General features: G+C 61.9%; 7 protein-coding genes. 1 reads left to right on the top strand and 6 read right to left on the bottom strand.

Annotated elements, in window-relative coordinates; genetic code table 11:
• Positions 1-600 precede the first annotated feature (600 nt).
• The gene (locus KY499_RS16100; RefSeq protein ID WP_219885826.1) at positions 601-1,944 is read left to right on the top strand and encodes a hypothetical protein; all 1,344 of its coding nucleotides are present in this window, start codon (positions 601-603) and stop codon (positions 1,942-1,944) included.
• Between the two features lie 973 nt (positions 1,945-2,917).
• Here the strand turns inward: KY499_RS16100 and KY499_RS16095 are convergent.
• The 6 genes from KY499_RS16095 to KY499_RS16070 all read right to left on the bottom strand — a co-directional run bounded on the left by KY499_RS16095 (position 2,918) and on the right by KY499_RS16070 (position 19,282).
• Positions 2,918-4,171 carry an McrC family protein gene (locus KY499_RS16095; RefSeq protein ID WP_219885825.1) on the bottom strand — a complete coding sequence of 418 codons (1,254 nt, stop codon included), beginning with the start codon at positions 4,169-4,171 and terminating at the stop codon, positions 2,918-2,920.
• Positions 4,171-7,188 carry an McrB family protein gene (locus KY499_RS16090; protein ID WP_219885824.1) on the bottom strand — a complete coding sequence of 1,006 codons (3,018 nt, stop codon included), beginning with the start codon at positions 7,186-7,188 and terminating at the stop codon, positions 4,171-4,173. The genes KY499_RS16095 and KY499_RS16090 overlap by 1 nt, the downstream gene beginning before the upstream one ends.
• Positions 7,185-7,574: a hypothetical protein gene (locus tag KY499_RS16085; protein ID WP_219885823.1), complete on the bottom strand. Its 390-nt coding sequence runs from the start codon at positions 7,572-7,574 to the stop codon at positions 7,185-7,187. The genes KY499_RS16090 and KY499_RS16085 overlap by 4 nt, the downstream gene beginning before the upstream one ends.
• A gap of 109 nt (positions 7,575-7,683) precedes the next feature.
• Entirely contained in the window at positions 7,684-11,247 is a 3,564-nt protein-coding gene (locus KY499_RS16080) for an N-6 DNA methylase (RefSeq protein ID WP_219885822.1), read from the bottom strand.
• Positions 11,244-14,105: a helicase-related protein gene (locus KY499_RS16075; RefSeq protein WP_219885821.1), complete on the bottom strand. Its 2,862-nt coding sequence runs from the start codon at positions 14,103-14,105 to the stop codon at positions 11,244-11,246. Before KY499_RS16075 ends, KY499_RS16080 begins: the two co-directional genes overlap by 4 nt.
• Positions 14,102-19,282, bottom strand: coding sequence for a DEAD/DEAH box helicase (locus tag KY499_RS16070; protein ID WP_219885820.1), 5,181 nt, complete (start codon positions 19,280-19,282; stop codon positions 14,102-14,104). Before KY499_RS16070 ends, KY499_RS16075 begins: the two co-directional genes overlap by 4 nt.
• Positions 19,283-19,313 lie beyond the last annotated feature (31 nt).

Below are 19,313 nucleotides of genomic sequence, written 5' to 3'. Positions count from 1 at the left end.
CGACTCCGCAACCGCCGCCGCTCCTCGAATACAGATCATCCGCTGATCTGATTACTCACGGATCGCCCACGATGATGGCATCGAGGACGACCAGAGCGTTGGCCCGATCCGGAGTCGCCGAATTGACAGAGCCCTTGCGAAACGAGGTGCATACGCACACCCGCAACGTTCTGCCGCGGACCCCAGCGTGCGGCGTCGGCCCAACATCAGATTATTCGGCAGGAAACGCAGATGCGAGTCCGGACCCCGTGTGGGGGATTTGCATTGTTTTCCAGCGGAGCTGAGAAAAATCCGGCGCCGCAAATGAGGGGCCATCCTCGCACGATAGCCGTTGGGTAAATATCTACGCATGTTTATCGGTATGAACAGAAAATGCGTCGCGCTGAGACGTGAATCGGGTGTCCCAGCCATGGCGGTCACGGGTCAAGACAAGAACAGCAAGTCAGGCCTGCTGCATTCCGTCTCATTCGCAGAACACAACACCAGACGATCAAAAACTACAACCCCCCGCTCCGTCCCAACAGCGGCCGTCGCAGGAGGTGACTGGAAGTGACCGCAGTGCATCCATTCCGGAAGACCCCGGATAGCCTCCACGCCTCGATGCTGCCCTCCCCCTGCCTCGACGAGGTGTCGATGGCGAACCGGCATGACCCCTACTGGGACGAACTCTGGCCCTGGAATTCGTCGGCCTCATGGTCGATGGGTTACACCGAGCGCTGGCATCATGAAAAGAACGGCCGCCACGTCAACGCCAAGTTTCTGCTCGATGAGAAGGAAGCGCTGCAAAAGCTCACCGCCAACCGGGGCCGGGGTCGCCGCTTGGCCGCTTGGTCCGCGCTGCACGCCTACAGAACGCTTTTTTGCGAACAACTCGCAGCCATCACCGGCGACCTCACGCTACTCGACCCTCGCTCATCCGTACTCGCCCCATCGTTCGCACTCGACCTCATCGACATCGGAATCTATGCCACGCCAGTGCGTCGGGAACCGGGCGCACAGCGCCGCGACTTCCTCTACCGCCCCGCGTCAACCGATGTCTTCAAAAAACTGATCGAACCCACTCTCGCCGGTCCCGAATGGCTCAGGGTCACCGGCGGACAGCCTTGGACCTCCGGCGGGCAATACGATCGTCATAACCTGATTGCTTCGGAATTGATTTTGCGCGTGTCCGAACACGGAGGACCTGCGGTCGGAGCCGTACTTGGTGAGAAATTCTCAACGGTCGACCTGCTTGCAGGAAGCGGGCTCGGGAAGAAGGTAAACAAGCCTGACAATCGCAGTGCCGACGGCACCATCATCCGTCAGGACGGGCTTCGGATCGCTCTTGAAGTCACGGCGAACGTGTCACGTGGCCTCGAGAACAAAGTCCGCCGCTGGGCACAGATCATCAGCCAGCGGCCTCTGGAAACCTCCGGACTCGTCGTCGTTTTCGTCGCCGCAGCTCACCCTAACGGGGCGCGAGGGAAAAACGCCCGCCGCGCCATTTACGAAACAGTGAGCCAGGTGCTCAAGGAATTTCCTGGAACCGGCCCCGACTCACCCGCGGCGCGAATCGGATGCGCTTCCTATGCTGACTACTTCCCGTCGGCGAACCACCTGAGCGACCTATTCCTGCGCATGGAGGCTGACTTCAACATTGGATCCGGCAGCGGCGCGAGCAAGTGGGTCTCACTCGGCTTGCTCGACGAATACCCATTCACGCCATGGAAAACCTTCGATGCAACAGCGGTCATAGACAACGCCCCTCTCATCGCTGCCACTCCGCATTGGATGCGAGAAGGGGACCACACTCATCTGATCGGCAGCCCAATGGACCGCGCTGGCGTCGCAGTCCCCCACCCGGCTCCGGCGAACCCGAAACTCGCCAAAGGGCGGCCCCTCGGAGCCCGTGTAGGTGCGGCCGGCGACACAAGGCTTCCAGCGCGCCTTCGGATCGTCGGCTGAATTTAAGCCTTGCAGGCAGGAGTCCAAGGCCAATTCCTGCGGGTCCACCAGACAGTAGCTGGGCGATCCCATCCCCTCAGCCGGTAGGCCAGCACCCGACTTAGCCGATCCAGACGCGCGGCGATGGGGCGTCCTTGAGGAAGGCCTGGGTTCGCCTGGTCGTCGGAGCAGCTCCCCACCGAGCCTGAAATTGGATCCGCTAAAGTGGCCGTTTCTTGCGCGCGGCAGCACTTCTATTGATAGCAAGGCCAAACACGCAGAGAAATGAGAACACCGTGACCAAAGATTTCATGACCTTGGTAGAGCTGGCTGTTACCGCCGGCGATCTTCCCGAAGACGTTGAATTCTATCTGGACGAGATAGTCAATAACGTCTGGTGCGGCCTAACCCCGCACATCGAAATGGGCGAAGGATTCGCCCCGATCAGCCGTCGGGAATTGGTCATGAATCACTACGGCCACCCGGAGCGCGTCTACGTCCCGCGCATCGATGTAGACGCCTATCTGGCTACCAGGGACAAGGAAGCCGCAGAGGGCCGCAGAGGCCGCGAGGTACACCACCTACGGTCGCCTCTCCTGGAACGATCCGGACAACCGGGACCGCGGGGACTACTCGCACCCGGTCTTCGCTGCCGACGGCGCCCCGGCGTTCGAGCGTTTCCGTCATGCCGACCACATCAAAAGCTGGCTGGCAACAGGCGGATCCTTCACCGACGAAGCTGTCGACGCCGCAGTGTTGGCGCACCTCAACACCTTGATGACGGTCGGGGTGGACATGCTCCGCTGCTAAGAGCGGAGCATGTCCACCCCGAAGAGTCAGGTGGGGGTTCGAGAAGAGCCGAAAAGCCCCTGTCCGCATCTAAAGCGCTTACGCGACTGGCGTCGATGGCCATCAAGCTCGTCAAAAAGCCCGGACTGACCCTGTCATTGTCGTGAACCCCACCGGTTCCGACCCAGGCCGTAACCGCAGCCGTTCACGTACTCCTGGGCCGCGAGAGGAGTCGCGAGCCCTGACCCAGCCCGGACACGCGCCATTCCTGATAGGCCGCTTCGGCAAGCGCACTCACTCGTGCCAGCAGGGCTGCGGGTGGCTGGGAAATATCAAGCGGGAACTCGACAATGGACACCGAACTGTTAGTGACCCGCCGCGTCCAGGCCTGGCCGGGCCCCGCGTAAATCAGCCATGCCGTCGGCACGGTCAACGCCGTGCAATAGGCGAGCATTTGATAGTAGTCGGCATTGGGATACCCGTCGCCCGCAGACGCTGCTTTGTACTTCGCATCGAACACCATCGCGGGAGCGCCGCGTACCGAATGAACGATGTCCACTGCCATGCGGATACGATTCCCCATCTGGCCAACTTCAGCCTCATCCAGGAATGTCTCGTATTGCCCGCTGGTCTCGCCGGGATAACTGTCAAGCGCCTCGCGAAGCGAAGTTGTAACGAAGTCCTCGAACACCTTGGCCATGTTCACAACGAAAGAGGCGACGGAATGGCGTCCTAGGCCGGCCTCGGCCGACATGTTCCGAAGTATGATCTCCGCCAAGCGGAGGGCCGGAACATAGTGCTCGTTGAGACGCGATTCTGTCCAGGGAGGTAGCGTGGCTCCGAACCGTAGCTCCGAGACTCCGTCCAGCTTCGAATCCAAGTGGGCCAGCTTCCAGCCGACATCATGGGAAAGCCTCGGGACCTGCATCATCAAGCGTATGGCGGCCCGCAGGATACGATTCTCTGCAATGTCAACGGTGAAGTCGTCGTAGGCGACCTCCAAGGGCAGGAGCATCCCGGGGCGGCGGGTCATCTGGTCGCCCACACGGATCCGCCCTCGGACTGTCCGAAGGGCATCCTCAACGCGGACGTACCCACTGAGCGCACCGCGTTCCAGCGCCCGCAACCCCTGGCGGGCCAAGGATTCGCCAAGGGCGGCGAACAGGTCGGTGTCTTCGATGCCCGCAACGTCTTCCGGACGGAAGCCCGGGTTCGCGGCGTAGCCGAGAAGGAACAGCAGCCGGCTGAGACCGACCTTCTGTTTTGGCGTGACCTCGACTTGAAGGTTCCCCACCTGGACAGCCCCCACAGTTCCCGCGGGGAGCACCGTCCACAATCCACCGTGAGCAGGCAGTACCGTCACCAGCCCGGTGTCCCGGAGCGTCGCGGCGACTTCCGGATCCAGCTCAACTGCATCCGCCGAACTTTGCAGCTCGTCGAGGACGATGGACCTGAGCATCAGGAGGACGTGTCTTCCGAATCAGTCAACAACTGCTCGAGTTCCTCAGCGCCCTCACCATCCAGCACCTGCTCGATAGACACCAAAGAAAGATCCACCGGCCCGACCTCAGCGCCGGCTTTCCGCCTCATCGCCGTCAGCCCGAACTTCTCCCGGACCTGGTCCCGTTTCAGGCGCCCAAAATACTGTTCCTCCAACAGCGGCAGTAACTCGTACTTCCAGATTTCCTCGAGCCCCTCATCGGTCTCAGCATGGGGCTTCATGAAGTAGGACGGCCCGATCATGAGATCACGGTTCGTCTCCTCAATCTCGCTGTTCAAGGCATTCAGCAGTTCTGCCCGCAAAGGAGGCTTTCCGTTCGCCTTGAGGAAGCGTTCCAGCAGCCCAGAGATCATGCCGTCCTGCGGATGAAGCTCGACGAAAGCGAAGCGGCGCCTGATGGCGGCGTCCACCATCGCGATGGACCTATCGGAGGTGTTCATCGTGCCGATGATGAACAAGTTGGGTGGCAGGGCGAAGACCTTGTCCGGGTTGTACTGGAGGTTGATGCCCTCGTTGCGGTACTCCAGCAGGTAGTACAGCTCGCCGAAGATCTTGGCGAGGTTGCCGCGGTTCATCTCATCGATGATCAGAAAATACGGCTTGTCGCGGTTGCCCTCAGATGCCGCTTCGTCGGCGATACGCCGCAGCGGTCCCGCTTCGAGGCTGAATGCCACGTTACCGTCCTGGCTTTTCGCCGGCCGGTAGCCCTCAAAAAAGTCTTCGTAGGCGTAGGACGGGTGGAACTGGACTGTCTTGACGTGGTCGGAGTGCTCCTCCCCCGCCAGGAACTTGGCGATCGCCGTTCCCAGAAAGGTCTTGCCGGTTCCGGGAGGGCCGTAGAAGACGATCTGCTGCCGGGTCTGGAGGAGTCGGATCACTTCCTGCAAGTGCTGCTGGTCCACGTGCAGCTTTCGTGCCAGTTCTGGCGTGGCTTTCTTCAGATGGGGTACGACGGCGATTTGCGGCAGGGGTGCCACAATTTCCGTCTCGTTGTCGGGGTCAGCTTCCACACCGAACCAGGCCGTGATGATGGAAAGCGCTTCGGTGAGGTCGACGACTGACCCTTGCTCGGCCAGCAGCCGCGGCAGGGGTGCGGGCATGTCTTCATTGCTGATCGGCGTCTTCTGCCAGGCGACAGCGCGTCGCAAGCGGGATGTCGCGTCCTCGACGTAGTGAGCCTCCCCGGTTACGACCCCTATAAAGAGGCCATCTTCGAAGGCGGTGAGGACGAAGTCGTCCACTTTCATGATGCTGAGGAAGCGATGGTACTCCATGGCACGGAGTTTGCGCTCCGAATATTCGATGTGCTGGTAGCCCTTATTGACGGCCGCCTGTATTTGGCTCAGGTTCGATCCTGGCGTGGGTGACCCAAGATGCTGCGCGGGGGTGGACACGAAGCCGTCCTCGAGCCACGGGTGCAGCATGGTCGTCCCTGCCTGGCTCTGCCTGACCAGCCACGCCCGCTGTCCGGAGTCTTCCGCGCCTGCCCGCCACTGGCTCAGATAGGGCTCGCTGTACCATTCCACGAATTCATTCGAGCTGCCCTGTTGGACGAGCCGAATGGCATGGAGGTCTTTGGCAATGGCGGCCTCGTCGCTGTCGTTTGGACCTGTCGCACCGCCAATGACGCCCGCAAATGCGTGCCAAATCTCTGTCCGGTGGTCCCGCTTTACAACAGGGGGCAGGTATTCCGGCCACGCGATATAGTCCACGCTGTAACGGATCATGGGGCGGTCATCGGGGACTGACTGGGTGATGTCGCGAAACGCCCAAGGGTCCGTAAGTGCGGCTTCAATCAGGCTCATTGGTTGTGTCGATACATGCTCAACGAGCCGAGAGAGCCATTTCATGTGCTCTGCCACTTGGATGTTGAATCCGACACCACCGTGAAACGCACCTTCGGCGGCCAGGCCCTCTTGAAGCGCCGGAGGTAGGGGCACGTCGTCGTGTTCGATCCAGGAAAGAATCTTCTCAATCCTGGCGATCTTTGTTTGGGCGCCTACGTTCGAGAGGGGCAATACCTGCAGGAAAGCCAGTTCCGCCGCCAAGAGGACCACGCCGCGGCTGGCACCTTGCAGCTGACGCTCGAACTTCGCCATGAAGGTTCCGGCGCCAACGGCGAGCTCGCTTCTTCTTGCCAGTTCGCGAGCGTTCTCAACTGTCCACGTTGGCGTTGCGCCGTCGATGGCGCAAGGCGCGCTGCGAAATCCGCTCTCGAGGATCAGTCTTCCTGCGGCTTCGAGCTGGGGAGCTATCGTGGCAGCAGGAGTGCTGAGGTCGACCACGGCAGCCGCGGCCTTGTCTCCGCGCCATTTACGGAAGTTCACAACGTCCTGGGAGGCCCATTCGTCCGTCGGATCGGCGTTCATGACCGTCCACATGATGCCCTGGGCTTCCAAGCGGTCAAAGTTACCGAGGCCCGCAAGAGCCAGCTCCGACCGGAACTGATCCAGGACGTCCAGGAACGCGTCATAGCGTCCTTGCGGAGTCCGTACGGCGTCCTTGTAGTCAAAACCGATGATGTTCCAGAACAGTCGGACCGCTTCGGGACGGTACGGCGGGAACTCGGTCGGATCCACAGCCATAAGCAAGAGAGAACCCACTCCGGTGGCGATGCCCTCGGAAAGTTCTCGAGAGTTCAACTCCTTAAGGCCGGCGACCAAGGCATTCAGCTTCCCCGTATCGGGTGCCCCCGACCAAAACCTCGTCAAGAAGGTTTGCAGGCTCTGCGACGAAGCATCATCCAGCTTGTCCATTGCCCCAATGGTTCTGTAATTGACGAGATTCGTCGTCCGCAGGGCCCGAATGAAGTGCGGGTGCCACTCCGGATCTCCTGCCAGCAACTCGGTCCGCACGGCCGAGAGCTTGGCCGCCAGCTCTTTCTTATAGTCATTCTCTTCCGCGTTGAGGTCGACAGTTTCGATAAATTTGCCTACAAACCCGATGAACGGAGTCCAGTTCAAGTTCTGGGTCATGCGAAGAGCTCCTTGACGGGATGGCGTGGGCCCTGGCCGGGCGGTGGGGTAAGGGTCGACTCAAAGGGGAAGCCGGTCTTTATGGCTTCCTGCATGGCGTCATACGCGTTAAGTATCAAGCGCTTAGTTCGGTAGTCACCGTGAGCCGCTTCGTCCTTGCGGCGGACAATTGGGAAGGCATCCATGATGTAGTCCACATCATCCCTGGATCTCCCAAAAAGTATGAAATAGGCAGCATCAATTTCAGTTCTCAACATCTCACGACGTTCGGCTTCCCAAATAAAGGGCGGACCTTCTACGCCGAGGTCAAGGGCGAAATCGTCCAAGTCTACCGCTGTGAATTGAAGCTCCGTTGATCTTAAAGATAGCCAATCAGAAGTGGTCATGGATGCGTCCCAAGGTGCCGGATCCGCCAACCCCTCAGGAAGAACCGGAAGCTGCCTCATCGTGAAGTACTTGACATGAGTTCCGCCGACCTTTTGGCGGGCAACAAAGTCAACCACGAATGATGAAAGTGCAGAAGAAAGCAACTGTGCAACTGGGGCCCCCGCCACTTGGAAGCATCAGGAGATTACCGTCAGGTGCAGCTGACATGGGGAAAACTGCCGAAATGACCGTCCGTACGTCGGTCGCCCTGGCGATGTCTCTCCAACCCATGAGCCACTTTCGGCCCCATTTTCCCTGGAGCTTTTCGTTGACCTCGGAAGCGTCGAGCCAATATTTCGGTACCGCAAGGGTCGTTGCATCAATCTTTTCAGCGTCGGAAAGGTCACGAACTTCCGTATTTCTGTATGTAGCCCAACGGTGGTCGAACTGGTGAATCATCTTGGCCTCATACAACGGCAGCATTTTCGCGGGTTTGCCGTTGGAGCCTCGCGCGAAGGCGTTTCCATTGAGGGTCCAGCCATCGCCTTCCAGTTGCTCTCGCGTGTGGAACAAGTTCGAGTCGTTAGCCATGTCGAACATACGCATAAATGAGACGCCCCAGGGATTGCCGTTGACCGGGTCGTTCTCGTTGATGAGGACCGGAACGCGGCGGTAGATACCGAGTGTAATTTCTGCATCCCGGCGGGTGCGGAAGATGGGGAGGGTGCCCGTGTTGGGGTTGATGAGCTTGATTTCGTCCGGCGACAGCGCAATTTCTGACACCGCAATATCGGCTGGATCGTGCAGGAAGAATGCGAAGGACGCCACTTCTTCCTTCGCCAGCCGTCCGGCCATCGTCAGGAGGCAAAACTTGAATCGGGAGTCCACACCTTCGAACAAGGGCGCGCGATTCTCGAAGTCGTACAGCGCCGCGATGGTGCTGGTATCGACCAGGTCCTTGAAGAAGTACTGCGTGGTGGCGTCCGTGGCAATGCCCGTCGGGACGATGACGCCGGATCGGCCATGCGGCGAGGTCAGGCTGCGGAACAGCTCGGCAAAGACCGCGTACGTGTTGACGTCGCCGCGGCCGTTGAGGGGGTAGCGGCCGGAAGTGCGCATGCTCGCGCTCTGCCCTTCCGCGTTGCGCTTGGCGGCCAGGAACTCGTTGTGGAGGATGGGGTCGTCCTCCACGAGACTCTTGATGAGTCGCGTCCGTGCGGCGGCATTCGGTGCCTTCGCAATTTCTTCGTTCCTAGCCGCGAAGAACTCCTGTTCCTGCAGCTTGACCCGCTCCCATGGCGGGTTGCCGAGCACGCAGGAGAAACCTCCGGGCCAGCCCTCGACGCCGACGTTTTCTCCCGCATCCGGATCACCAAACACTTCCGGGAACTCCAGGTGCCAGTGGAAGAATCGGTATTCGTTGGCGAGCCCGCGGATCTTGGCGACCGTAGGACCGTACCCTGCATCAGTCCCAGAGTCACCCAGCTGCCGGACGACAGATGAGGTGGGCGGCTCGGCCTCGCCAGCTTTCAGGGGCCAGACGAAGGCTGCGCACCAGGCATCCGCGTGGAGCCTCTTCTGCTCCATGTCCGCGGAGTGGTCGAAGGCATCGTAGGCCTTGGCTCGGAACCGGGCCTCCTCGGCGCTCGCCACGGGTTTGACGAGTTCGCGGCGCTGGCTGATCAGCTGCGCCACAGCCGACTGCGTGCCGCCGAAACTGAAGGCGTCCTGCCCGAGTGAGCCAAAGAGCTTGTCCGCCTTCCGGGTGTTCTCGGCTTTGTTTCGCTTCTTTGCCTCCGCCGCGAACTTCTTGTCATCACCCTCTAAGACCGAGAAGGCACCCTCGGGTACGCCGCCGTCGAGCAGCGCAGGTGTTGTTCCCAACAGGCTGTTGCCGATCTTGATTCGTGCGTCCAGGAAGCCCAGCGGTTTCCCGGGTTGCATGGCTTCGAGCCACAGGGACACCTTGGCAAGTTCGGCGGCGAGGTCATTCATGTCCACGCCGTAGATGCAGCGTTCCACCACGTCATGCAGTGCGCTCTGCACCTCGCCGGGTGTGGGCTCGTTATCGCCGGCGCGCACCTCGGCCAGGCGACGGGCAATCCGGCGGGCGGCGGCCACCAGAAAGCCGCCGGAGCCGGAGGCAGGGTCACACACGGTCAACGCAAGAAGCCGGGCCTCGGCGTCATCCGGTCCTGTCGCACCATTTACGGCCTGGTCCAGCAGCGGGTCCAGGGCGGTGTCCAACAGCGCGGACACCAGACTCGGCGGGGTGTAGTAGGAGCCGGTGGTCTTTCGCTCGTTTCCGGCCAGATGCGCAAGTTCAAAGGACCGCGTCTCGGTATCGACGCGGGGCACCAATTCCAGCAAAGATTCGTAAACGGAGCCTAGTTCCTCGGCCCCGAGATGTCGGTAGTCCACGGGCTGCAGACGGCCGGTCTTTCCAGCCACCCAGCCCAGGCCGCGGATGGCCTTGAGGAAGTCCTGGTTTGCCAACTCTGCACCTAGCAAGAGGTCCCCATGCGGTTGCCCGGCCAGACGTGCGGCGCGGGGATCGGGATCAAATAGTCCGCCCAGTGCCGGCAGGCCGACCACATCGAGGCCATCGCCGCCCAGGGCGCCCAACACGAGTTTCTGGGTACGCCACAGGTCCGGATGCGGGCCTCCGTCGCGGCTGCGGGACATCTTCCGCAGCCTCTGGGTGGAGAAGTACATCGCATAGCGGTCGCGGGCCTCGGTGGTTGCCGCCGGATCAAGGAGAGCGCCGCGATCTTCCACCACGAATAGGAACAGCAAGCGGTATGCAGCGCGAAGTAGGGCCTTGTGGAAGTCGCGATGGCTTAAATCCCCGGAATGCAGGGCATCCACGAGCCAGCGGTTGTCCGGGTGGCGCAGAAAGCCCGTGCCCAGGAAGCCCAGAGCCTTCTCGACGCCGGCGCCGAGCTTGTCGAGGGCACGGGCTCCGGCCTCGACGGATTCACCGCGCCAGAGTTCCAGCCAGCAGTCAGATGGCGGCGCCTCGGAGCCACCGCGCTTGTCCAGCCGGGACTGGTGGCAGAGTTGCCAGAACAGCTGGAACTCGGAATAGAGATCCGACTCGAAGATAGTCTCGAGATCGAATTCGATGTATGCGGAGCCTGCCAACGCGGTGGAGTCCCGCAGGAGACGGAGCCTGAGGCCGTTGCTGAGAATGGCCCAGAGGTAAGTGTCCTCACGGTTCAGGAATTCCTGCATCATCGCTTGGGGCGCGCGCCTGGCAGCACCTTCAACCTTGGGGGTGCGCTTGTCCAGGTCCACGCCAGGGCCGAGCAAGTGTATGGGCACGGACTCCCAACGGTGCGAGATGGGGTACGCCTCGCCGCCGATCGTCAGGCCTCCGGGTGTCGCCGGAACCTGCCCAAAGCCGAGTTCGCGAAGGAGCACCAGAAGCCACTTCTGCCGGGCATCGCCGGTCCCGGCGCCTTGCCCGTCCGGGCGTTTGGCAGAGTCGGATTCGCGCCAGGCGCTCCAGGCACCCTGAAGGTACATCCATGTCCGTGAGGCCGCGTCGCGGACCGTTTCCGTGCCGGCAAGGTGGAAACTGGCGGGAGACATGCTCCTGGCATCGTTGACTTCCCCGGCCTGGATGCGCCCCAGCAATGAGGGGGGAACGACGCCTCCGACGACGGTGATGGCTTGGAATGCCGTGCTCATTTGGTGCCTCCGGCCGGGCTGTAGACGTAGACGCCCAGGATGTCTGCGGGAAGATTCGGTTCCACCGTGAGGCCTCGGATGCCGAGCTGGCCGGCACGGTCGCCACGGGCGGCGATCCTGACCTCGCGGTGGGCATCACGGATCTGGTCGGCCACCTCGCGGGCTTTCTGGTCCAGCTGATCCTTCAGCTGGTCCAGAGATCCGAGGATGGCGGCCATCATGTTGGTGACATCGCCGGCATTCGCGTCCGGTCTGGCCTGGAGCAGCGCTTCGACGGCATCTTCCGGGAGCCAGACGGGGTTCTGCGGCATGCCTGTGAAGGCCAGGACGCGGGCCTCCTCTGCCATGTCTGTCTTGTCGCCGAGCCGCGCGGGAAGCACCAGCTTGGTCCGGAAGCGCATCAGGAGGGCCACGGTAAGTTTGTCCACCGCGTTGGTTTTGATGAACCCGCAGCGGCGGGCCGGGCGTTCATTGCCCCTGAGTTGCGCGTCCAGGGCGGAGTTCAGGACGTAGTTTGCCGCTGCAGCGACGACGGGGTCCGTACGTACCAGCACTGAGGTGTGGTGCGGGGCCGGGAAGTCGTTGACGAAGCGGATCTTGGAATCCGAGCCCAGGGCGTTGCGGATACCCGGCACAGCCGCTGTCAGCTCGGCCACAAGCCCATCGGGAGTGGTATCGACGTGCGCGCCCGTTTCTTCGAGAGCTGCTTTCACAAAGGCCGCGATGTCGTCGGGGTCGCCCAGGCTGCGCCGGGCTGCGTCCACCACTTTCTGAACTTCTTCCGGGCGTATGGCATTCTGCGCGAAGCGGGAGCGGCTGAGCTTCTCCTGTTCCGCGCTGCTTCGCCATTCAGCGTCCAGTTCCTCGGCTTCCGGGGTGAGGCTGAACAGCTCCAGCTGATCGCCGTTCTTGCCGCGCATCATGATGCCTTCGAGGAGCGCGGAAAGGATCTGATCACTGCGGGGCGGGACGGGTACGCTGATGCCCAAGTCCCGGCGAATGCTCTCATGCTTGCGCAGCAGGACCTCCAGCACGATGCCGTCGATACCGTTGTCATCACCGTAGATGGTTAGGGCGCGGACGGTATCCGACAACTGTCCGAAACGGTCCACCCGCCCCTCGCGCTGTTCGTGGCGGGTGGGATTCCAGGCGAGGTCATAGTGGATTACGGCTTGGAAGCCGTCCTGCAGGTTCACACCCTCGGACAGGCAGTCTGTGGCCACCAGCACCTTCGGAGTGTCGCCGGCGCGGTCCGCCTGCGCGGCGATGCGAGCGGCGCGTTCCTCCGAGGGCAGTTCGCCGGTGACTACCTCGACGTCGAACTTCCTCTTCCCAACTTCCCGCAGGTACTCCGAGACGTAGTGTGCGGTTGGGATGAAGCGGCAAAAAACGATGGGCTGGAAGCCCTCGGCAATGAGCGCTCGGATGCGCTTGACCAAGAGCTGAAGCTTGGCGTCCTGCCCGGGGTTGGCCTGAAGCTCCCCCGCTGTCTTGAGGAACGCATTGAGCTGACGTTTTTCCCACGAAGTTTCATCCAAGGCATCCGGCCGGGAGCCGGGCACGACGTCGATGCCTTCGCCGCCGTCGTCCTCCACCTGGTCCATCACCACTGCCATGCCGCGCTTCTCGGCGGCGGCGTCCGATTCAGCATCTTCAGCGACAGCACGGGTGTTCAGGGTAGCGGCCGCCGATGCAGGCGAGGAAGCCATGGCACGCAGCAAGGACAGCGCGGACCACCAGCGGATGCGTTGGTCGCGTTTGCTGCCGGAGGTGTCCTGCACCTGGCCGCGGACGTAGTTCAGGACGGCGTCGAAGAACGCCCGGTGCTCCGGCGAGAGCTTATAGGCGACCTCGACTGTCTGCCGGTCGCTGGGGAACTTGGTGTCCGACTTCAGGTAGCTGCGGATGTCCACGCGGCGGCGCTGGACCATATGGTCCGCGAGTTTGCGGCGGCCCGTCTCGGTAGAGAGGTCCACGGTCTTGAGGCTTTTATCCAGCAGGCCGATCAGGTTGCGGAAGGCACCGTCGTTGCCGCTGTGCGGCGTTGCCGTCACCAGCACGAGGTGACGGTCCGGCTTGTCGGCCAGTCCCCGCACCAGCTCGTACCGCTGCGTGCGGCCGACGCCGCCCTTGCCGGAATCATCGGCAGTGACGCCGTGGGCCTCGTCCACAATCACCAGCTCTGGTGCGGTCCGCATGAAGTCGTGGCGCTTGGACTCGGACTTGATGAAGTCAGTGGAAACGATCGTGTGTTTGAAATACTCAAAGATTGACTTGTCGTAGCCGGCTTCCCTCTGCAGCCGCTTCACTGTCCCTGGCAAGACCAGCTCGGCGTCAATACCAAACTTCTCAGAAAGTTCCTGCTTCCACTGCTGGGCCAGGCTCGGCGGGCAGAGGACAGCGAGTCCGCTGGCGTCGCCCTGAGCCAGGAGCTCGGAGGCGATCAGTCCAGCCTCGATGGTCTTGCCAATTCCCACATCGTCGGCGACCAGGAGGCGCACGACATCCTGGCGGAGCGCCAGCAGCAGTGGAACGAGCTGATACGGGCGCGGGCTCACATTCAACCCTGCCAGGGAACGGAACGGGCCACCGCTGGATCGGAATCCGATACGGAGCGCGTCGCGGAGCAGCCGGGCGCTGCGGTCATCGCCCAGGTCGGTTGCCAGCGGCAGACCGAAGGACGCCGGGTTCACTTCCTCGATGGAGGGGATGACTCCGGCGATGTCGTCCGTAGTGCCGCCCAGGGGCTGGAGGACTAGGAAGCCGGGGGTGCTCTCGGGCAGAACCACCCATTCCCGGCCGCGGGCCGCTACCAGCGAGCCAACCGCAAAACTGTGCTCCGCCGTCGTACTAGTCACTCCACCACTCCAAATACGTTCGTGTGTCCACTAACAAATGCTTCAATGTCTTCGTCCTGACGGCACCTAATGACGTTCCAGTTGCCGTACGTCAGTGCCAGGTCATCGACGGGAGGTCTGGACACGTCCTCCACAATCACAGCAATGCCCACCGACAACTTAGCGGTGTAGACGAAATCCACCACATTCCCCTCAATGCTGGGGCCGATTTCGTCGGGTAGGTTTCGCCCGTTCTGCAGCAGATAGTCCAACAGGCTTTGGGCCCTCGGGCTGACCACAGTTCCGGGAGGCATAGCGTGCTTGGGTTTCGGCGTCGGTGCTGCGGCCACCGTGACAGCGCCGGCCAACTGCATCAGCCGGTCTATGACGAGCCTCCGGTCGATGATTTCGTGGTCACGCTGATTGCCGTAGGACAACAGGCACCGGTAGCAGCCACGGACGCAGCTGTTTTCCACGTCGTTGCCCGTAGCGGCATCGACATGCAAAATTTCCAGCGCCTTGGCGGCGACCCTGGCCATGGCGTCCGGCTCGCTTTGCAGCCGGCGCAACACTCCGGCGCCGCCCTCCGCGGCCTCGATGAACAGCAGACGTCCCCGATCTTCACTGTCAGCCAACAGCTCGCTGGAGAGCTCGGAGTCCTCCAGCTGGAACACGGCTTCGATGCCGCGTTCCATGGCGAACTGCATTGAGGTTGCTTCTGCGGGCGTCACGTTCTCCGCCCAGCGGACGACGGCGATGTTGCGGCGGTCCTCAACGTAAGGAGTCACCATCTGCTTCTTCTTGGACTGTTCTACGGTCATGTCATCCGCGTCGGTGGTCTCACTCGCGTCTCCGGTATCGGCGGTGGCCTTCTTTTCCGACAGCCATTCGCCCGTGATCAGGTCGAGCCAGAAGCCGTACCGATCCTGGTTGGCCCGGTTCCGTCGACCCAGGTTGGTCACCCGGACGGTGGCTCCGTCGCCGTAGTGCACTGCACCGATGGCTGCCCCGCCGTTCAGCATCTGCGCATCGGAGCGGCCCGGATTCTTACCATGCGGTGCGAATCGGTAGTTGGTGACCAGCTGGAATCCCTGGCGGTTGCGTTCCTCTTCGTCGGCGCTGATCCGTTCGCGGCGGCGGGTGATGACGGACTGCAACTGCATCAGGTTTGACCAGCTGCCGGCCAGCGGTTCATTGCACGATTCGCAGATGTCAAGTCCGGCCTCGCGCTGGTGCAAGTAGCCACAGGCGACGCAGACACGGGCCTCCCCGAGGACAACGTCTCCCGCGCCCCCGCCGTCGGAGTCCCGCGGCAGGCTGACGCGCTTGACCTGGTAGCGGGCGCCTTCGTGGTAGATCAGCGAGTCCGGTCCGAACTCGCTGATCGCCAGGAAACGCGAGCGTTGCAGCCATGTGCTGTTGTTGTCCTTGCCTCTTCGGATGCCCGGGATGAAGGCAGCCAATGGCAGCCGCGGGAAAGAGTATCCCGGGAGGAAGCCTTCCGACGCCAAGTAACGCAGGGTGTAGAAATCCGATTGGCCCTTGGAATCGCTGTCGTTGAGGAGGATTTCCAATCGCTGCCCGGCCTCGCGGTGCCGGTTGGCCGCGGCCTCGCGTTGCTTGGAATCGGTCGAGTGATCCTGGCTGGCTCGGTGTGCAGCGTCTTGCTCGGTGATGGCGCTCCGGTAGAGCTGTCGCCACCTCTCGCAGGCCTGATCGAAGTTGGTCAGAGCGTTCTCAATGACCGCATCGGACCATGATTCAGTCCACCACGACGTGTCCTTCAGTTCCCCTTCGATGCTACGCAGGAGGACCTCTGCCGATGCCTTGGCGCGTTTCGCGGCCTGTTCATCAGCTAGGACGTATCTGATCTCGGGTTGAAGAGGGTAGCTCTTGTCTTCCAGCTTGAGCAGCCCGCTCATGGACTTACCCAGACCCGAGCTGGTTGCGGCGAGGGTTTCAGCCAGCCAAATGGCGTGGACGTGTGACCTGATCAGGTCCTCGTTGGCGAAGTCCAACCGCGGCGGCTGGACCTGACCGGAAACCATGAGGTTCGAGCGTTCGAAGTAGTAGGAGTCGTGAGGGCTGCCTGTGGCACAGTAGGTCAGGACCAGGGCCGGCTGGCCCGAGCGCCCCGCACGGCCGCTGCGCTGCGCGTAGTTTGCCGGCGTCGGCGGAACGTTGCGCATCGCCACCGCATTGAGGTCGGCGATGTCGACGCCCAGCTCCATAGTTGGAGAACAGAACAGCAGCGGAAGTTCTGCTTCGCGGAACGCCTGTTCCCTGGCTTCCCGGTCTTCTGCACGTACCTGGGCGGTGTGCTCCGCCGCTTTGAGCCCGGCCAGCTCCTGTCCTTGCTCCAGGTACAGGTCCTTGAAGAACTGGATGACGCGGGGCTTCTGGTCGGCATGATAGGTGCGGCGGAGCAAATCGGGTGCGCCGTACTCGCCGTCGCCCTTCCTCAAAACCATGCTGGACAGTTTGAGCCGGTAGCCGGAGACCTTGCCTTCGATGACCTCGGCAATGAATCCGGTCTCGAGCAGAATTTGGAAGAGCGACGCGATGACTTCGTCCACCTCAGCGCGTTTGAGCTTATTGCCGGGTGAGGCCGTCTTGGCTAGCCATCGGCCAAATGTTCCGTAGGAGGTCACGGGGAGAGTCGTCCGGTAAGCCATCTTCTTGGGCTCCGTGGTCACGAGCCCGACGCTGGCAGCAGATTCCTGCTCTGGCAAAGCCCAAATTCCCGTCAGGAATTCCCGGCTGCGGTTCTTGACCCGGTCGAGCCAGTCCGCCGTCAGTTCCTCGGCGTCGATGGCAAGAACGCGGCGGAACTCATCCAGCAGAACCCGAATAATCTCCTCGCGCTTGCCGGGGTCCGCGTCCCGGAGCACGTAGTGAGCTTTTTCCCAGCGGCGCTCTTGTTCCGCCAGGTTCTTGGCGAGAGGGTAGTCCACTATCAGGAGACCTGTTTGTTCAAGGTTGGGCAGGGTGATCCGCCAACCGCGCTGCAAATCCCGCAGCGCACGGTAGGTCACCACCTCGTTCAAGGCTCGCTTGGTCGGTTTAGGGTCCAGCGGATCTTCGGTCCGCGCATAGTCGGACCAAGCCAGGCTGAGCGTCTTGATGATCGCATCACCCAGCTCCATCGCGTCGACTCCGTCATCCCCGGCCGAGGCGACTGCACGGTAGAGGGCAGAGCGAAGCTGGGCCACTTGGACGAAGTCGTTCAAGTGGCCGGCCTGGAGGGACGCGTCCTGTCTGTTGTCCACGAAAGTCAGCAGTTTCTTAGCGCGCGGACTCAAATCGCTGCCGACCTCTGACTTCAATAACTGCACGAGCTTCGTTGCGATCACGGTCATCGCGCTGCTGCGGCCCTCTTGGTCGAGCGTCACAACCTTGGAGAATTCACCGCTCCGGGCGGATTCATAGGTGACTTGGCAGTTCAGGCAGAAACCAAGGCTTCCCGGGACCCACGCGGCGAGCTGGCCATCGTCCTGGGTGTACTCGTTATCCCGGGCCGCTGCGCCGTCAGGCTGGACGCGGTAGCGCGACGGAATCCGCTTGCGCTTGGACTCGATGACTCGATTCCCAGACACCGCCTCATTGAGCCAAGAAGCGGGGATACGGCCCGCCTCAATGGCCTGTTCTGGCCATTCCTGCTCAGTGGAGATGTACAGATACCCGTCCTGGCCATTGTCCGGGCCGCCAGTATCCTGCATTTTCAGTTCGTGACGGGCGATGAAACGGAAGTCGCCCCCGGCCTCCGTCAACCGAGCCATCAGGTATTCCTGACCGCACTCGCGACAAAACGCGAGGGGATAGAGCCGCTTCTCCGCGTCCCCGACGGTCAGCTGGAAATCGGTCTCGATAAGCCTCGTGTCTTCAGCCTCCGCTGTCGCATAAAGGGAACCGGCCTTGGAAATGAACTGGTGAAGGCGGAAGGCGAACAGCGGGCGGTTGGTCTCAGCGTGCTTCGCCTTAGAACCCGCGAGGAGAGTCGCGCGGATAGCGGTGGCGCAGCTGCTTACCGATTCCCCGGTCTGCTTGGCCAGTTCCTCTGCGGCATGGGTAACGGTCTGTGGTTGTCTGCGGATGATCTTGCCGGATTCCGGCTCCGTTGTCAGGCCGAACGTGTCCTCAATCCAGGATGCCAGTGGATCGGACGTCATCAGGGTGTACCCGCCGTCCAGCGTGGGGCTGCTGTACTCGGCATCACCGCGTTCTCTCACAGCGGCCTTCAGATCCTGATCCGATCGGTGCTGGTTGGTCGTGGCTTGGACCAAGGTTTCGGTCACCACGTGGTCCGGCGAAACAACGGTTCCAAAAATCCGAGAAGCAACCTCGGCAACGTCCTTCTGTTGCTGGGCCACAGTTCCACCACTCGACATCGTGGCGGAGGTGCCAATGCACTGCAGGGTGTTCTGGGCGTTACAAGCGTCCCGCAAGCGGCGTACGAGCATGGCAACATCGGCGCCCTGCCGGCCACGATAAGTGTGTAGCTCGTCCAGGACCAGGAACTGCAATCCGGAGGCCGCACGGATGAGCGACTGCCGCTCCTCCGGGCGCGTCAGGACGTATTCGAGCATCACGTAGTTCGTCAGCAAGATGTCCGGGGGGTTCTTAAGGATGTTCTCGCGAGCCTCGCCACGTTCCTGGCCGGTGTAGCGCGCGAAAGTGACCGGCGGCTTGCCGTCAAATCCGTTGTCGAGGAACTTGGATAGCTCCTCCATCTGGCTGTTGGCCAAGGCGTTCATCGGGTAAACGATGATGGCCTTGACGCCCTTACCCGTCCCTTCGCGGAGCACACGGTCCACAATTGGAACTATGTACGCAAGGGATTTACCGGAGCCCGTGCCCGTTGTGAGGACGTATGAATCCTCCTTGGCGGCGATTTCAATGGCATCGCGCTGATGCTTGTGCAGCGTGATAGGCGCCGAGCCCCGATCGCCGGCATCCTTCTTGGGCCTGAAAATGGCATCGCAGTCGGGATGCAGGAGCCCACGCCGGACGAGCTCGTCTATACGGCCGCCGGAGCTGAACGATGGATTCAGGGACAGCCAAGGATCGGGCCACTGCCGTCCCTTATCTCCGAGCTCGACGACGGCATCCTTGATCCGCGGGTCCTGGATGTCAACGAAGCCTTCCGTGAAAGACCGGTAGCCGGCGATCAGCTTTTCACGAATTCCGAACGCATCCACGCGTGTTCCCCCTGTTGACAAGACCTTTGAT

Origin of the sequence: Arthrobacter sp. PAMC25284 (genome assembly GCF_019443425.1) — a bacterium.
Taxonomy (GTDB): Bacteria; Actinomycetota; Actinomycetes; order Actinomycetales; family Micrococcaceae; genus Arthrobacter; species Arthrobacter oryzae_A.
This window is presented reverse-complemented; position numbering and strand designations above follow the sequence as displayed.

Coding starts and splice junctions, on each gene's coding strand:
- KY499_RS16100 (WP_219885826.1), top strand. CDS start 601: ATGCTGCCCTCCCCCTGCCTCGACGAGGTGTCGATGGCGAACCGGCAT.
- KY499_RS16085 (WP_219885823.1), bottom strand. CDS start 7,574: ATGACCACTTCTGATTGGCTATCTTTAAGATCAACGGAGCTTCAATTC.
- KY499_RS16090 (WP_219885824.1), bottom strand. CDS start 7,188: ATGACCCAGAACTTGAACTGGACTCCGTTCATCGGGTTTGTAGGCAAA.
- KY499_RS16080 (WP_219885822.1), bottom strand. CDS start 11,247: ATGAGCACGGCATTCCAAGCCATCACCGTCGTCGGAGGCGTCGTTCCC.
- KY499_RS16095 (WP_219885825.1), bottom strand. CDS start 4,171: ATGCTCAGGTCCATCGTCCTCGACGAGCTGCAAAGTTCGGCGGATGCA.